General features: G+C 60.8%; 16 protein-coding genes. 9 read left to right on the top strand and 7 right to left on the bottom strand.

Annotated elements, in window-relative coordinates; translation table 11 throughout:
- The gene (locus tag ACGJAX_RS18205; RefSeq protein ID WP_390955606.1) at positions 1–1,278 is read right to left on the bottom strand and encodes a cystathionine gamma-synthase family protein; all 1,278 of its coding nucleotides are present in this window, start codon (positions 1,276–1,278) and stop codon (positions 1–3) included.
- A gap of 178 nt (positions 1,279–1,456) precedes the next feature.
- Positions 1,457–2,053, bottom strand: coding sequence for a DUF4157 domain-containing protein (locus tag ACGJAX_RS18200; RefSeq protein ID WP_390955605.1), 597 nt, complete (start codon positions 2,051–2,053; stop codon positions 1,457–1,459).
- A 453-nt stretch (positions 2,054–2,506) separates the two neighbouring features.
- Between ACGJAX_RS18200 and ACGJAX_RS18195 the strand changes: the two genes are divergently transcribed.
- The 8 genes from ACGJAX_RS18195 (at position 2,507) to ACGJAX_RS18160 (ending at position 9,681) form a co-directional block, all read left to right on the top strand.
- On the top strand, positions 2,507–3,358 hold the full coding sequence (locus ACGJAX_RS18195; RefSeq protein ID WP_390955604.1) for a TIM barrel protein: 852 nt from the start codon (positions 2,507–2,509) through the stop codon (positions 3,356–3,358).
- Between the two features lie 14 nt (positions 3,359–3,372).
- Positions 3,373–4,443: a 2-oxoglutarate and iron-dependent oxygenase domain-containing protein gene (locus tag ACGJAX_RS18190; protein WP_390955603.1), complete on the top strand. Its 1,071-nt coding sequence runs from the start codon at positions 3,373–3,375 to the stop codon at positions 4,441–4,443.
- A gap of 46 nt (positions 4,444–4,489) precedes the next feature.
- Positions 4,490–5,284, top strand: a complete 795-nt coding sequence (locus tag ACGJAX_RS18185; RefSeq protein WP_090323182.1) for an ABC transporter substrate-binding protein — start codon at positions 4,490–4,492, stop codon at positions 5,282–5,284.
- A gap of 64 nt (positions 5,285–5,348) precedes the next feature.
- Positions 5,349–6,896 carry an ABC transporter permease subunit gene (locus ACGJAX_RS18180; RefSeq protein ID WP_390955602.1) on the top strand — a complete coding sequence of 516 codons (1,548 nt, stop codon included), beginning with the start codon at positions 5,349–5,351 and terminating at the stop codon, positions 6,894–6,896.
- 42 nt (positions 6,897–6,938) lie between these two features.
- Positions 6,939–7,727, top strand: coding sequence for an SDR family oxidoreductase (locus ACGJAX_RS18175; protein WP_248915106.1), 789 nt, complete (start codon positions 6,939–6,941; stop codon positions 7,725–7,727).
- Between the two features lie 239 nt (positions 7,728–7,966).
- Positions 7,967–8,488 carry a cupin gene (locus tag ACGJAX_RS18170; protein WP_390955601.1) on the top strand — a complete coding sequence of 174 codons (522 nt, stop codon included), beginning with the start codon at positions 7,967–7,969 and terminating at the stop codon, positions 8,486–8,488.
- Between the two features lie 157 nt (positions 8,489–8,645).
- Positions 8,646–9,317 (top strand): methyltransferase domain-containing protein, encoded by a 672-nt coding sequence (locus ACGJAX_RS18165; protein WP_390955600.1) that lies wholly within the window; start codon positions 8,646–8,648, stop codon positions 9,315–9,317.
- A gap of 166 nt (positions 9,318–9,483) precedes the next feature.
- Positions 9,484–9,681, top strand: a complete 198-nt coding sequence (locus ACGJAX_RS18160; RefSeq protein WP_390955599.1) for a hypothetical protein — start codon at positions 9,484–9,486, stop codon at positions 9,679–9,681.
- Positions 9,682–9,745: 64 nt separating this feature from the next.
- On the opposite strand, the gene ACGJAX_RS18155 is transcribed toward ACGJAX_RS18160, so the two are convergent.
- The 3 genes from ACGJAX_RS18155 to ACGJAX_RS18145 all read right to left on the bottom strand — a co-directional run bounded on the left by ACGJAX_RS18155 (position 9,746) and on the right by ACGJAX_RS18145 (position 13,223).
- Positions 9,746–10,789 (bottom strand): nitronate monooxygenase, encoded by a 1,044-nt coding sequence (locus tag ACGJAX_RS18155; protein WP_390955598.1) that lies wholly within the window; start codon positions 10,787–10,789, stop codon positions 9,746–9,748.
- A 105-nt stretch (positions 10,790–10,894) separates the two neighbouring features.
- A complete protein-coding gene (locus tag ACGJAX_RS18150) occupies positions 10,895–12,412 on the bottom strand; it encodes a CoA-acylating methylmalonate-semialdehyde dehydrogenase (protein WP_390955597.1) in 1,518 nt (505 codons plus the stop codon).
- Positions 12,413–12,551: 139 nt separating this feature from the next.
- Positions 12,552–13,223: an MOSC domain-containing protein gene (locus ACGJAX_RS18145; protein WP_390955596.1), complete on the bottom strand. Its 672-nt coding sequence runs from the start codon at positions 13,221–13,223 to the stop codon at positions 12,552–12,554.
- Between the two features lie 119 nt (positions 13,224–13,342).
- On the opposite strand from ACGJAX_RS18145, the gene ACGJAX_RS18140 reads away from it, so the two are divergent.
- Positions 13,343–14,230: a LysR family transcriptional regulator gene (locus ACGJAX_RS18140; RefSeq protein ID WP_090323195.1), complete on the top strand. Its 888-nt coding sequence runs from the start codon at positions 13,343–13,345 to the stop codon at positions 14,228–14,230.
- Between the two features lie 156 nt (positions 14,231–14,386).
- Here ACGJAX_RS18140 and ACGJAX_RS18135 read toward each other — a convergent pair whose 3' ends face one another.
- Both ACGJAX_RS18135 and ACGJAX_RS18130 read right to left on the bottom strand, forming a co-directional pair.
- Positions 14,387–15,379 carry a nitronate monooxygenase gene (locus ACGJAX_RS18135; RefSeq protein WP_390955595.1) on the bottom strand — a complete coding sequence of 331 codons (993 nt, stop codon included), beginning with the start codon at positions 15,377–15,379 and terminating at the stop codon, positions 14,387–14,389.
- 3 nt (positions 15,380–15,382) lie between these two features.
- Positions 15,383–15,937: a cytochrome b gene (locus ACGJAX_RS18130; protein ID WP_390955594.1), complete on the bottom strand. Its 555-nt coding sequence runs from the start codon at positions 15,935–15,937 to the stop codon at positions 15,383–15,385.
- Positions 15,938–15,973: the final 36 nt, after the last annotated feature.

Below are 15,973 nucleotides of genomic sequence, written 5' to 3'. Positions count from 1 at the left end.
TCAACCTGCTATCCCTGCACACGTTTCATTAATTGAAAGTTGTGTGTTTTCCAGTACCGCTGAGTTGCCCGAACTTCTGACAAAAGCGAAGGCCTGTTTGAGGTCGTCGAGCAGGTCGTCGGTGTCTTCGATACCGACGGAAATCCGCACCAGCCCTTCGGAAATGCCCAGGGCCAGTCGCTCCTCCAGCGTGTTCTCGACATGGCTGGTGGTCCGGGCCGGGCCATAAATAGTTTCCACCGCACCGAGATTGCCCGCGCAGTGGGCGAAACGCAGGCGTGGCAAGAGCACCTTGACCGTGTCCATGCCGCCGCTCACTACAAAGCTGACGATTGCACCAAAACCGGACATCTGCGCACACGCCACCGCGTGATTCGGGTGGCCGGGCAAGCCGGGATAATTGACCGACTCCACCAAGGGTTCGGTGCACAGGTACTCTGCCAGGGCGCGGGCACTGCGTTGCTGCTGACGCATGCGCAGCACCAGGGTTTTCATGCCGCGAATGATCATGTAGGCGGAGAACGGGTCGAGCGCTGCGCCGTTGATTTCCCGGTAATGACGCACCTTGGCCATCAGCACTTCGCTGCCGCACACCAGGCCGCCCAGCACGTCACCGTGCCCGCTGAGAAACTTGGTCGCACTGTGAATGACCACGTCCACGCCCAGCGCCAGCGGGTTCTGGTTCAACGGCGTGGCGAACGTGTTATCAGCCACCACAATGGCACCGACACGCTTGGCGGCGGCGACCAGACGCTGGATATCCAAGACCTTGAGGGTCGGGTTGGTGGGCGTTTCCAGGTACACCAGTTGGCAACCCTTGGCGATTTCACGTTCGATTTCTTCGTGATCGAACGTCTCGCACAATGTCACGCTCACCCCGGTGCGCGGCAGGAACTCTTCGAAAATCTTGTTGGTGCCGCCATAGCTGTCCTTGGTCGACACCACCCGATCGCCATGGGCCAGGAAGGTATAAAGCACACTGCTGATCGCTGCCATGCCGCTGCTGAAAGCCACGGCAGACTCGGCCAGTTCCAGCTCGCGAATTTTTGCCTCGAGGGTCTCGACCGTGGGGTTGCCCATGCGGCTGTAGATGAAGCCTGGCGCCTTGCCCAGAGCGACGTCGTACCAGACGTCGATGTCGTCGTAACCATAGGCGGCACTGACGACAATCGGGGTTTGAGTGGCATTGTAGGGATGCCTGACTTGTTCTCCGCCCCAAACTGCCCGGGTCCCCGAACCCGCATTGACCAACGCTGCGCTGCCTGGTTTTTTATTCATGAAGACTACTCGCACTGAGGGCGGCGAGTGTTGAGTCACTCACCGGATCTGGTGGCCAATATATTGAAAAGCCGTGCCCCCGAGAAACGATGTTATCGGTGCCTGAGGGCTGCTTTTTTTAATGGCTCACGTGATGTGGGGACAGGTCGATCCGGTGGTCAGACAGCCCCCCTGCCCTTCAGTCGGTCCCTTTGCGCACCGCGCGCCTGACCTCAGCCTGAATCGCATACGCCGGCGCCTCCACGACATTGAAATCCTGTGTGTAGCGCTGGGCGAATCCATCGACGCCCCATTCCTGATACTGCTGCACATGCTTGAGTTCGTGCGCCCACAGCGCGAAGTTCTGTTCGGCGTCTTGAGCGTCGCGGAAGAGGATGATGTCAATCAGCGTCACGGCGCCGACATCGGGGTTTTGCAGCATGGCGTTGGCGGCGTTCAATTGTTCACTGTCGCTGACCGTGTAGCGCGCGGCATCGAGGACGCCGGGGTCGTACCAGCGCAGCAGTTTCTCGCGGATGTTCGGTGGAATGGGTTGGGTGCCGGCGTTGGCGGCTTCAGTGCGGGCCTGGGTCAGCCACAGTGCCAGGGCAGGTGCGGCGATCTGGACGACGCCATCTGGCACCGGGCCAATCAGTTGTTCCAGGTCTGGCAGGCAGGTGCAGCCATCCAGGCACACTTGTTTCTCGCCATCGGGGCAGACATTGCTCTGGGCTGCCACTTCAAGCGTCAGGCACAGAACCAAAAGCGCCACCAGGCGCGTGGTGATGGATGACATTAGGCGCTCCCGGGACGGATGCAAGGCGAGCGTGGGTCCCCCTTGAACGACGATCCGCCATTTTCAGCGTAGTCGCGAACCAGACGCTTCCCGAGCTGATCGGCGTGGTCCGCTGTCGCTTGGGACTCTTCAAAATGATGCCTCAACAGTGGCACTTTGCACCAATAGCGAGCGTAGACACCTGCCCATCGACAAAATGCCGCCTGAAAATCGTGGTCATTAGCTAGCTATTTGTTGACGAAACTCTGAAGTATTCATTTGAACTTTCAGATTCTTTCGCGCCGCCGCCTGTGCCTAACATCGGCCCCACAGCGAACAGGCCACGGCAGCGCTGAGTGGGAGCCATCACGCAGAGACCCGACTCGAAGATCCTCTGTCGTTGCCGGCCCTTGATTGCCGTCCGGCTCCGCTGAAGTGCAGTTGCAGCAGGCCCAGGATTTTTGAGGATCACCAATGAAGCTGGAAATTTTCCGCACGCTGTGGGGCTACACCGCCAGCAAGGCCCAGGCGCTTGAAGAGCTGCTGCAGGCCGGCTTTGACGGAATGGAAGCACGCCTGCCACTGGACGCCCGGGAACGGGCCGAGTTCGCCGCTTTCCTCCAGGCCAATCGCGTCGGCTACATCAGCACCGTCTTTACCGCGTACGACGTACTGCCGGACCAATCGGCGACGCCGGCCGTTCACCTCAATGACCTTGAGCAGAAACTCGCCTGGGCCGCCGATCTCAGCCCGCGTTTCGTCAACGTGCTGGCAGGCAATGATCGCTGGTCCCTGGCACAACAAGTGGAGTTCTTCGGGCAGGCACTGGAACTGGCGCGCAAGCACGGCCAGGTCTGCAGTTTCGAAACCCACCGCTCGCGCTCGCTATTCAACCCCTGGGTGACCCTGGAGTTGATCCGCCAACTGCCCGAGCTGTTGTTCACCAGTGACATCAGCCATTGGGTGGTCACTTGCGAGCGCCTGTTGAATGACCCGGCCGATGATCTGAGCGCCTTCATCGAGCGGGTTCACCACATCCAGGCCCGGGTCGGCTATGACCAGGGCCCGCAAGTCCCGCACCCGGCGGCGCCGGAATATGCCAAAGAACTGGCCTTTCATCAGCAGCACTGGGAAAGCATCTGGCGCTCGCAACAAGCCCGCGGTTACCAGGTCAGCACCCTGACCCCGGAATTCGGCGCCGACGGCTACCTGCATCACTTGCCCTTCACCAACGTACCGGTCGCCGACCTGTGGTCGTTGAACGTGTGGATGGGCAAGACCGAGCGTGAACACTTCAGCCGTTTCAGCCACTCAAGCCATCCTTAGGGAGCCGATGCGTCATGCCTGACAATAAAAACAACAGCGTTAGCACTGACACACAGACAGCCAATTTCAAGCAGATCCCGGTGGTCAATATCGCCGGTCTGTTCAGCTTTGAGCTGGAACACCGCCTGGCCGTGGCCGAACAATTGGGGCGCGCCGCCAGCGACGTCGGGTTCCTCTACATCACCGATCACGGTGTCGATCCGCAGCTGATCACCAACCTGCGCAAGGCGGCCAAGGACTTCTTCGCCCAGCCCTTCGACACCAAGATGCAGCACTACATCGGCACCTCGAGAACCCACAAGGGCTTTGTCCCCGAAGGCGAAGAGGTCTATTCCAAGGGCAAGCCGGACCACAAGGAAGCCTTCGACGTCGGCTTCGAAGTCCCGGCCGATGACCCGCTGGTGCTGGCCAGGACCCCGTTGCTGGGGCCCAACGACTGGCCAGAGCTGCCAGGCTTCAAGGCGGCGGTACAGGCCTACTATGAAGCGATCTTCGCCTTGGGTCGGCGTCTGTTCGGCGGCTTCGCCCTGGCCCTGGGCCTGGAAGAAAACTATTTCGACAGCCTGGTCACCCGCCCGCCGTCCAAGCTGCGCCTGATCCACTACCCCTTCGACGGTGCCGCCCATGACGCACCGGGCATTGGGGCGCACACCGATTACGAGTGCTTCACCATCCTCCTGGCCGACAAGCCAGGCCTTGAGGTGATGAACAATCTTGGCCAATGGATCGATGCGCCACCGATTGCCGATGCCTTAGTGGTCAACATCGGCGACATGCTTGAAGTGATGACGGCCGGCGCATTCGTGGCGACGGCGCACCGGGTACGCAGCGTGAGCGAAGAACGTTATTCCTTCCCGCTGTTTTACGCTTGCGACTATCACACCCAGATCAAGCCACTGCCCGCCTTCGCCCAGGCCGGCCAGGAGTACGAAGAAATCACGATAGGCGAACACATGTATGGCCAGGCGCTGCAGACTTATCAGTACCTGCGCCAGAGGGTGGCCAATGGAGAAGTACAAATGCCAGAGAAGGCACGCAAACCCGCCAGTTTCGGACATTTAAAAAATCAGGCCCAACCGTCCTGATCAACCTTTCCAGCCACACCCTTACCTACGCCGGAGTCTGTAAACAATGACAAATAATAAAAACACCCTGTTGCGCATGACCGTATTGGCAGCCGGCATGCTCAGTGCTTCGTTGAGCATGGCAGCAACAGACACCTTCAAGGTCGGCATGGAAATCACCTACCCACCGTTCGAATCCTACGACAAGGACAAAAACGTGGTGGGCTCGGACCCGGAACTGGCCACCGCCCTGGCCAAGCACCTGAACGCCAAGGTGGAGTTCGTCGACACCAAGTTCCCAAGCCTGATCCTGGGCCTGAACTCCGGCAAGTACGACGCCATCATTTCCGGCATGTACATCACCCCGGAGCGCCAGACTCAGGCCCAGACCATCGCCTATGCCAACACGGGCGCCGCAGTGATGGTGCCCAAGGGCAGCGAGATCAATGCGAAAAAGCCTGAAGACCTGTGCGGCTTGAAACTGGGCCTGGAACAGGGCACCACCTGGGTCAAGGAATTCAAGAAGCTCTCCGATGAGTACTGCGTGCCGAACAACAAAGGCGCCATCACCGTCAGCGAGTACCCTTCTGCGCCGGAAGTGACCCAGGCCCTGTTGTCGAAGAACATTCAGGCCCAGGTTGAAATCGCTGGCGCGGCAAAAATGATCGCGGAAAAGACCAATGGTCGCGTGGTGATCACCACCGAGCACCCGATCTATCAGCAGACCCTGGGCATCTTCGTCAAGAAAGGTAACGACGAAACCTTCCAGGCGGTGCAAAAAGCGTTCGAAGAAACGAAAAAAAGCGGCGAATACGCCGCTATTCTGAAGAAATATGGCTTGGAAGAACCGACTGCCAACTAAGTACGTGTCCTTGTAGTCCGGTCATCTGCCGCCCGCGCATTCGGGCGGCAGATTGAGGTGCCCTATGCAATTCGATTGGTCGTATTTTTTCTCCCTGTTCTCCCTGCCGGACTTCTGGAAGGCCTGCGTCACGGTCATCCAGCTCAGTGCCCTGGCCTGGTTCATCGGCATGCTGCTGGGCTTTCTCCTGGCGACGGCGAAGCTGTCACAGTCGCCCTTGGTGCGCGCTCCCGCGGCGGCCTACATCTGGTTCTTCCGCAGCATCCCGTTGCTGGTGCTGGTGGTCTTCGTCTACAACTTGCCGCAATTGTTTCCCGGTAGCGGCCCGATTCTGTCCGACCCGTTCTACTCCGGCTTGCTGGCCCTGGTGGTCACGGAAGCGGCGTACATGGCCGAAATCCACCGTGGCGGCCTGATCTCCGTGGCCAAGGGCCAGAAGGAAGCCGGGCGCGCGCTGGGTGTCGGCCTGTTCGGCATGCAGCGCTTGATCGTGATCCCCCAGGCATTCCGTATCTCGCTGCCGACGCTGATCAATGAATACATCACGGTGGTCAAGCTGACGTCGCTGGTCTCGGTCATCTCCCTCACCGAGATTCTCACGGTCGGCCAACGCCTCTACGCGACCAACTTCCTGGTCATGGAAACCCTGGCGGCGGTCGGGGTGTATTACGTGCTGATCGTCACCGTGTTCGGCTATTTCCTGCAGCGTCTGGAACGCTACCTGGACCTGAACTTTCGCAAACCGCACACCCTCGACGCGGCCGCCGTGGCCAAGCTCAAGGCCTGCGCCGAAGCCTTGCCCGACAACGCACCCAAGGCAGCCGGCAGCAACAACACGCCGATCCTGCAACTCAAGAACATCCAGAAGAGCTACGGCACGCACAAAGTGCTGCTGGGTATCGACCTGAATGTCGAATACGGCCAGGTGGTTTCGATCATTGGTCCGTCCGGTTCCGGCAAGACGTCGCTGATCCGCACGGTCAACGGCCTGGAAAGCATCGATACCGGCGACATTCTGTTGTTCGGTGAAAAATTCATCGAGCCGTCGGACAAGCCCAACAGCGCCCGCCTGCGCAAAGGCGTGCGGCACATCGGCATGGTGTTCCAGAATTTCAATCTGTTCCCCCACCGCACCATTCTCGACAACGTCACGCTGGCGCCGCGTTACCACGGCATCCCGGGCGAGCTGAGCGAACACCGTGCCTATGCGCTGCTGGACAAGGTCGGCCTGCTGGCCCATGCCCACAAGTACCCGCACCAGCTCTCCGGCGGGCAGCAACAACGCGTGGCGATCGCCCGCGCACTGGCAATGGAACCGCAGATCATGCTGTTCGACGAACCGACCTCGGCCCTCGACCCGGAACTGGTCAACGACGTGCTGAACGTGATTCGCGACCTGGCCAAAGAAGGCATGACCATGGTGATTGTCACCCACGAAATGGACTTCGCCATGTCGATATCCGACCGTGTGGTGTTCATGGAGAACGGCAAGGTCCAACTGGACGCGGCACCTGAAACCATTCGACGCGATCCTGAAGGAGAGCGAGTGCGGCGCTTCATGGGAATCAGTGCCCAAACGCCAAACCTGGCTGCCGCCGTGAATCATGCGTAGGCAATCACTTACTTTGAGCTTCCTTCTTTCAGGAAAACACCTATGAATCTTGGAATAGCCGGACGCTGGGCCCTGGTATGCGCGGCCAGCAAAGGACTGGGCAAGGCCTGCGCACAGGCACTCGTCAACGAAGGCGTGAACGTGGTGATCACTGCCCGAGGCGAACAGACACTGAATGAAACCGCCCGCCAGCTCAGGGCGAGCAATCCTGACGTGACGGTCATCGCCGTGGCCGGCGACATTTCAACGCCCGAAGGCCGGGCGGCCGCGCTGCAGGCCCATGCGCATTTCGATATTTTGATCAACAACGCGGGCGGCCCGCCTCCCGGGGATTTCCGCGACTGGAACCGTGACGTCTGGCTCAAGGCGCTGGATGCCAACATGCTGACCCCTATCGAGTTGATCAAGGCCACGGTAGACGGTATGGCCGCACGCGGGTTTGGCCGCATCGTCAACATCACCTCGAGCGCGGTGAAGTCCCCCATCGAAAGCCTGGGTCTGTCCAATGGCGCACGCAGTGGCCTGACCGGGTTCATCGCAGGACTGGCCCGACAGGACACCATTGCCAGTCGCAATGTGACGATCAACAACCTGCAACCGGGCTCATTCGACACCGATCGGCTGCGTGACAACCTGGTCGCGGCGGCCGATGAGTCGGGGCAGGACAGTGAGGCATTCCTCGATGAATGCCGCAGCGAAATCCCTGCCAGACGCTTTGGCTCACCCGAGGAGTTCGGCGCTCTGTGCGCCTTCGTCTGCAGCAGCCATGCCGGCTACCTGACGGGGCAGAACCTGTTGATTGACGGCGGGGCCGTTCGTTCCAGCCAGTAACAATGGCCGACAACACAGCGATGCCGGCGAAGGACTTGATCACGCCGGCATCGACTGCGTAGCGGCATGCTTGACACCGTTGTTGACACAACGCCTTCGCCGGCAAGCCGGCTCCTCAAGAGATCCAGCGGTTTCTGCACCTTTTCAGAGTATTTGTTGAACGACCCCAGAGCCCTGGATGTCTCTCCTGAATGGTGACTCTAAATAAAAAGGGCTCTTGAAGTCGCGGAGGATCTCCGATGGACAGGTCGCAAGCTGTCGATACTCCCTTGCAAACCCTGCTGCTGCAACGCAACGGTTGGGTGCCGAACAACCCTCGCCTGCCGGTGCTGATTTACATCAAGGCGATTGCCGCTGAAGGCAGTGACCCGGCGGCCTTGTTCGAAGAAATCTTCAACGCCAATGGCTGGCCACCGCAATGGCGCGACGGAATTTACGATTATCACCACTACCACACTCAGGGCCATGAAGTGCTGGGCATCGCCAGCGGCTACGCTCACGTGATGCTCGGCGGCCCGGAAGGTCGGGTATTGGAAGTCAGCGCCGGCGATGTCTTGCTGTTGCCCGCCGGCACCGGCCACTGCAATCTGAGGGCCAGTGATGACTTTCTGGTGGTTGGAGCTTACCCACCAGGCCAGCACGCCGATATCTGTCGCGAAGCACCGAGCCCCGAGCAACTGCGAAACATTGAGCAGTTGACGTTTCCGGAGCAGGATCCAGTGCCGGGCCAACCGGGCGCGGTCAGGCGTTATTGGATGTAAGCTGCGCGCACAGGTAATCCCCTTGCTTGTGCGCGTCATTGAAGAGGCGACTACAGTTTCAACGGACGCGCCGTCAGCCCAGACGCCGCCAGCCCGACGCGGACAGGGCAACGTCGCCTCAGCCGCCCTTTCACCATCAACTGCTTCGGACAACGAAATGCCCGCCCCGGAATCCACTCTGCTGCAAAGCTGGAACCACAACGCCCAGGCCTGGATCGAAGCGATCCGCACCGGCGCCATCGAAAGCCGCCTGAATGTCACCAACCAGGCCATCGTGCTGGCGGTGCTCGGCCGCCAACCCGAACGCGTGCTCGACTTGGGCTGCGGTGAGGGCTGGCTGTTGCGCGAGCTGGAAAAACGCGGCATCGACGCGGTCGGCGTGGACGGTGATGCGACGCTGGTCGAGGCGGCACGAGCGGCGGGCACTTCGCAGGTGCATCGGGCGACCTATGAAGAATTGGTGCAAGCCAGAGTAGACATCGGTCGCGACTACGACCTGATCTGCGCCAACTTCGCCCTGCTGCATCAGGACATTATCCCCCTGCTGAGCGCCATGAACGCCCTGCTCGCCCCTGGCGGCGCGCTGGTGATCCAGACGCTGCACCCCTGGACCGTGGCCGCCGGCGACTATCAGGACGGCTGGCGGGAAGAGACTTTCGCCAGTTTCAAAGGGCCGTGGCAACCCATGCCGTGGTACTTCCGCACCCTGTCCAGCTGGCTCAATGCGCTGGACATGGCCGGCTTTCGCCTGGCCAGCCTGCAGGAGCCGCAGCACCCGCAAAGTCCAGTGCCACAGTCGTTGCTATTGGTGGCCGAACAGCGGCAGTGAGCTGCCTCCCGACATCCCGGCGCAGTGACTGTCCCGACCAGTCACCGAGGGCCTGCCAACCGCAGGCTTACTTGTCATAAATTGTCTAAGTTAAACAAATGAAAGGATTGAATTAGTTACAACCTGGCGTTATTGATTAGTTTCAAACAACTACAAGGAAGTCATCATGTCAGGCGCAAAACAAAAGGCACTCACCGCTGGCCGGGCCCTGAACGCCAAGGCTGGCAAACGTCTTGTCGCTGTAACTGCGGACATCGAATTGATTGCGGCGCGTGGCCCGAGTCCGGCAGATCTGTACCTTGAAGAAGAATTTAACAACCTTTCGAAATACAATGCCCAGAACCGTGCAACCGGCGGTCAGTAATTCAGGCGGCGTTCCGCCGATGGTCGTTAACGATAACGCGTGCTGACCGCTAAACAACGCAGCACTACATCTGCGCCACCAGCCAATTCACCAATGCCGCCGCGGGCATTTCGCGAGCCAGTGGCGCGCCCTGCCCGGCCCATTGCACGGCAAACTCCGTGTTGCCCCTGGCGTTTGCCGCCGCATTGAGGGCTTTGTTGGCGTCGTAGGTCAGCGGATAGTCCGGCAGCACCCTGGCACTGGCCTCCAGCGAGGTGAAGTTGCGATTGACCATCCCCCGGGCCGGCCGGCCGGAAATGACGCTGGTGACCCGCGTCTGATGGGCCCTCGGACCTTTCAAGGCCTCTCGATAAGCGCTGTTGGCGGCAGACTCGGGGCAGAGAATGAACGCTGTCCCCAACTGCGCGGCACTGGCACCCAATTGCATCACCGCATTGATGCCAGCGCCGTCCATGATGCCGCCCGCGGCGATGATCGGCAGTTCGCAGGCGCCACTCAGCAGCCGCACCAGGGCAAAGGTGCCCATCTCGCTGTCCTCCTGCGGGTCGAACACCCCGCGATGCCCGCCGGCTTCGTAGCCTTGCGCCACCAGCGCATGCACACCGGCGCGCTCTGCCATCTGCGCCTCGGCCAGACAGGTCACGGAACACAGCAGAATGATGCCGGCCTCCTTGAGCGCATCGATGGTCGGTTGCGGCGGCAAGCCGAAATGGAAGCTGACCACCCTCGGTTTTTCTTCCAGCAGCATCTGCAACATGTCCGAGTCTTCGACGAACGAGGTGTAGATCTCACGCAGCGCCGTCGGTGCAGCCGCATCGAATTCACTAAAAAAAGGTGCAAGAACGCCCAGCCACTGCGACTCCCGAACAGGGTCATGCTCGGCAGGTCGATGGCAGAACAGGTTTACGTTAAACGGCTTATCCGTCAGAGCAGCCGTCTCGCGCAACATGTCGCGTGCCTGCCCGACGCTGCTTGCCCCGATACCAATGGAACCCAATCCACCCGCATTCGATACTGCCGCCGCGAGCCTGGGCGTGGAGACACCGACCATGGGCGACTGGAGGATGGGCCGTTCAATGTTCAGCAGGGACAACAGTGAATTGGACATAGTGCGTACCTTGGAAAAAATCGGGAGCGAGGAGTTCGCCCCCCGGGACAACGGACGGCGTGCAAGCCCGCGCCTACATGCCCTCCAACCCAAAAACGTCAATCCTTACCTGGAGGTCGGCATGGCGAACTCGGCGCCTTTGGCGATGCTGTTCGGCCAGCGCTGCATGATCGATTTCTGCTTGGTGTAGAAGCGCACCCCCTCTTCACCATAGGCATGGGTATCGCCGAACAGCGAGCGCTTCCAGCCGCCGAAACCGTGCCAGGCCATGGGCACAGGGATCGGCACGTTGATGCCGACCATGCCCACCTGAATGCGGCTGGCGAATTCGCGGGCGATGTGGCCGTCACGGGTGTAACACGCGGTGCCGTTGCCGAATTCGTGGGCATTGACCAGGTCGATCGCTTCGGCAAAGTCCTTGACGCGTATGCAGGCCAGCACCGGGCCAAAGATTTCCTCCTGGTAGATCTTCATGTCGGCGGTGACATGGTCGAACACCGTGCCGCCGAGCCAGAACCCTTCGGCACAATTCGCACCGGCCTGCCCGCCGTCAAAACCACGACCGTCGACCAGCAACTCGGCCCCTTCCCGAATACCCTGCTCGATGTAGCCGGTAATGCGCTGGTGCGCCGCTTTCGAGACAATCGGGCCCATCTCGGCCGCGAGGTTCATGCCCTCGAGGATCTTCAGCGTGCGGGTTCGCTCCACCAGTTTCGGCATGACTTTGTCGGCAACGTCACCGACGAACACCGCCACCGAGATCGCCATGCAACGCTCGCCAGCAGAGCCGAAAGCCGCGCCGATCAGTGCATCGACCACCTGATCGATATCGGCGTCGGGCATCACCACCATGTGGTTCTTCGCCCCGCCCAGCGCCTGCACGCGCTTGCCGTGGCGGGCACCGGTCTCGTAGATGTGGTTGGCGATCGGCGTCGATCCGACAAAGCTCACGGCCTTCACATCCGGATGTTCGAGCAGCGCGTCGACCGCTTCTTTATCGCCCTGCACCACGTTGAACACGCCATCGGGCAACCCGGCCTCCTTGAACAGCTCGGCGATCAACAGCGAGGGCGAAGGGTCGATCGGACTCGGCTTGAGCACGAAGGTGTTGCCGCAGGCGATGGCCACCGGGAACATCCACATCGGCACCATCACCGGGAAGTTGAACGGGGTGATGCCGGCGACCACCCCCAGCGCCTGGCGCATGGTCCAGTTGTCGATGTTGGTCGAGACCTGTTCGGTGTAGTCACCCTTGAGCAACTGCGGAATGCCGCAGGCGAATTCGACCACTTCGATACCGCGCGTCACTTCGCCCTGGGCGTCAGTGAAAACCTTGCCGTGTTCGCGGGTGATCATCCGCGCCAGGGTGTCGCGATGCTCGTTGAGCAACGCCAGGAATTTGAACAGGATGCGGGCGCGGCGTAGCGGAGGCGTTGCCGACCAGGCCGCAAATGCAGCCGCTGCCGACTGCACCGCGGCGTCGACTTCCGAGACATTGGCCAGGGCCACCTTGCCGATGACCGAACCGGTGGCGGGGTTGGTGACGTCCTGGGTGCGACCGGAGTGACCTGGTGTCGTGCGGCCGTGAATGTAGTGGGCGATCTCTGCTGGCTGGTTGCTCATGGCGGGTGTCCCCTGGTGATGGATAAAAGCCATCTCTTGTTGTTGTCAGGTGCCAGGCGGGCGGTCTGCGTGTCTGGCAGGGCCAAGGTAGGCCCGCCAGTGAATCATGTAAAATGATGATTAATGATCTTATGGATCACTAATCGTGAGAGCTTTTCCGCAGCCAGTTCGCCCGTTGTGTCAGGCGCCGCTGCCAGTCGTCCGCCAGGCCAGGGGTTGCCGCCAATGCCAGCAGATCGTCGATCACCGGCCGATGCGACAACTGCACTTGCCAGAACTGGTCGATGGAAAAGCGTTCGGTGTGCCTTTCCAGCAGTTCGAACCGGTCCCCCGCTTCGATGAAACCCGGCTGGAGAACCCGGTAATACCACCCGGTGATTCGCTCCCTGGCGACAAACATCGACATGTGCTCGGCATCGAAACGGTGATTGATCTTCCAGCACGGACTGCGCGGCTGGGACACCTGCACCAGGCTGCTGCCGATCCGGAATACGTCACCGATATGCACGCTGTATTCGCTGAGCCCAAGGGCCGAAATATTCTCGCCCAGACTGCCCGCCACCAGTTGCCCGGCGCTGTGGGCAAAGGCTTGCGCCAGTCGCTCGTAATGCTGCGCCGCATAGTGATGCAGCGCTTTTTCCGGGCCGCCGTGCACCCTCGTATCACCGTGCTGGTCGCCGACAATGCCGTGCAACTCCACACGGGCCGGGCCTGTGATTCGGCGTTTGAACAGGCCTGTGCGTTGACCTTCGGGCTGCAACACTTCCAGCCCTCCGGCAAAGACATGGTCGATTCTGGAAGTCAGTGTCATTGTCATCGTCGAATCGGGCTCATCAGTTGGTTTCGCGCACTTTACTAACCGTCGTAAACGGCCGTAAAGTGATCGATAAGCATGCACTCAATCACTTTTTATGATGCCTGGAGACGTTCATGGAAATGCGCCAACTGAAGATTTTCTGCGCCGTGGCTGAACTGGGCAGCTTCACCGCCGCGGCGGTGCAGGTGAATACGGTGCAGTCCAACGTCACCATGCGCGTGAAAGAGCTGGAGGCCGAACTGAACCGGGAACTGTTCATCCGCAAGAAGTCCGGGGTGGTGCTGACCTCGGCGGGTGAGACGTTTCTCGGTTATGCGCGGCGCATCCTGCAATTGACCGATGAAAGTCGCAGCGCGCTGATGGACACCGGCAGCCCGACCGGTTTGCTGCGCCTGGGCTCGATGGAAACCACCGCCGCCATCCGTTTGCCGCAAGTGCTGACCAAGTACCGCGAGCAATATCCTGACGTCCAGTTGTCGCTGCTGACCGGTACGACAGTGGAGCTGATCAAGGCGATTGAAGCCCATCGCCTCGATGGCGCCTTCGTCGGCGGCTTCCACCAGAATTCGGCGCTGGCCCAGGAAGAAGTGTTTTCAGAAGAACTGGTGCTGGTCAGCAGCAATCACTTCGAAACGCTACCCGCGCTGATCGAGAAAATGCCCCAGCAAACCGTGCTGGTGTTCCGCACGGGCTGCTTCTATCGCTCGACCCTGGAAAACTGGTTCTATCAGGTCGGCCTGGTGCCAAACCAGATCATGGAGCTGGGCACCCTCGACGGCATCCTCTCCTGTGTCGCCGCCGGCATGGGCGTCACCCTGTTGCCCAAGGCCATCGCGGAAAGTTGCAGCGTGCGCCATGCGATTCGCTGCCACACGCTGCCGCCAGAGTTCGCCAAGGTCTCCACCGTATTCATCCGCCGCAACGACTCGATGATCACCTCGGCCATGAGCGCCTTCATCGGCCTGGCACAACAGCAAATAGCCCGACCGGCTGTGGTGTAAATCGGCCCTGTATAGCGGCCTCAACAAATAACCCCGGCAGGAGCCAGCCTGCTGGCGATGAACTCCAGTGCGCCGCGCTTATCGAGATCACACGCGTTATCGTTGACGACCATCGCTGCGATGCGCCGACCCGACAAGCCAGCGCCCACAGTGGGATCAGCTATGCATCCGGAGTTCCGGCTCGACCAATGACCAGGGATGCACCGGGTTTGTCGTCACCGGCAACCCGAGCACCAGCTCCGCCACGCGCTCGGCAGCGGGCACGACACTGTGGATCTTGCCCACCCCCTGCCCCGCGTACAACGACAGCTTTTTTGCCATCCGCGGCTTGTCGATGGCGCGGGCGCCGCCGCCGATGAAGCGCAGCAGGTTCCACTTGTCGCGGTTGGGTATTACCCGGTGCGGCGTGCCCCAGGTCCAGCCGAACGAGTAGCCGGTGCGGTACTCGGTGTCATCGGTGGTCGCCTCGACGATCTTCTGTTTGTACAGCGGATGGGCATTTGACTCCTCGGTGGCGATGAACGCCGTGCCCACCACCACCCCGCCAGCGCCGAGCGACATCAATGCGCGGACATCCTCGCCGTTGACGATACCGCCAGCCGCCAGCACCGGCCGGCCCTCGCAGACGGCCAGGATCGACGTCAACAACGGCATGATGCCAATCGTGCCGCGATTCAAATGCCCGCCACTCTCACTGCCCTGGGCCACGATGATGTCTGCGCCCTGAGCGATGGCAATGTGGGCCAGCTCCACCGACCCCGCTTGCACCATGACCACCAGCCCGGCGTCTTTGGCCCGGGCAATCATGTCGGCGGCATACTTCTCGGCGTAGAACAGGGACAGCAGTTTGGGCTTCTCCTTGAGGATCACCTGAAACTGCGCCTCGAACACATCCGGCCCGCCGAACTGCGGCACCAAGTTGACGCCAAAGGGCTGATCGGTGAGCGCGCGGGTTTCCTGGATCCAGCGGCGCAAGGCCAACGGTGGCAAGCGCAAGCCGCCAATCACGCCCATGCCCCCGGCATTGGCCACCGCAGCGACCAGTGGCGGGCCGGAAATCGCCGCCATCCCGCCGAGGAAAACCGGGTACTTCACGCCGCAGAGCCGGGTGATGGCGTTACCGGCAAAATCGAATCTGGCTTCGTTCATGACTCACAGCTCCACATGTTTTCCAAGCATCCGCTTGAGCGTGTTGTTCTTCAGGAGAAAGTGATTCTTCACCGCGCCGAACACATGCAAGGCAAGGCCGGCGAGGAAGGCTGACGCACCGATGTTGAACAGCAGGTCGACGACGTCCTTCAACACCGCGTTGACCGGCAGCAATGTCGGAATCGACCATCCGCCCGGCAGCGTCACCCCCTCGCCGGCAGCGGCCCGCGAAGCCCACACGGCCACCGGCAGCAGCACCATGGCCAGGGCGAGTGCCACCGCCACCGAGCGGCTGATGATCACTTCGATGGGATTGGGCGTGCCCACGGGCAGTGGATGGTATGAGGTGATCCGGGCCCAGAAGCGGTAGATCGAGACGAGGAACAACATCAGGCCCAACAGGTTTTGCACCCTGCCGAGCTCTGTCCGCAGTGCCTCGCCGGAGGCGTGACCGATGGCCAGTTGCAGGCCGAAAATCCCCAGCAGCGCGAACGCGACGACCCAGTGCAGGGCGACGGTGACAGGGGAAAATCTCAGGCCATTGTCTTTTAGTTGCATGGCTGACTCCGTTTGCAAAATGCGCAAAACAGCAAA

The organism is Pseudomonas moorei (assembly GCF_042846945.1).
GTDB classification, from domain to species: domain Bacteria; phylum Pseudomonadota; class Gammaproteobacteria; order Pseudomonadales; family Pseudomonadaceae; genus Aquipseudomonas; species Aquipseudomonas moorei.
The sequence above is the reverse complement of the archived record's forward strand: the minus strand, read 5'-3'. Positions and strand labels throughout refer to the sequence as shown.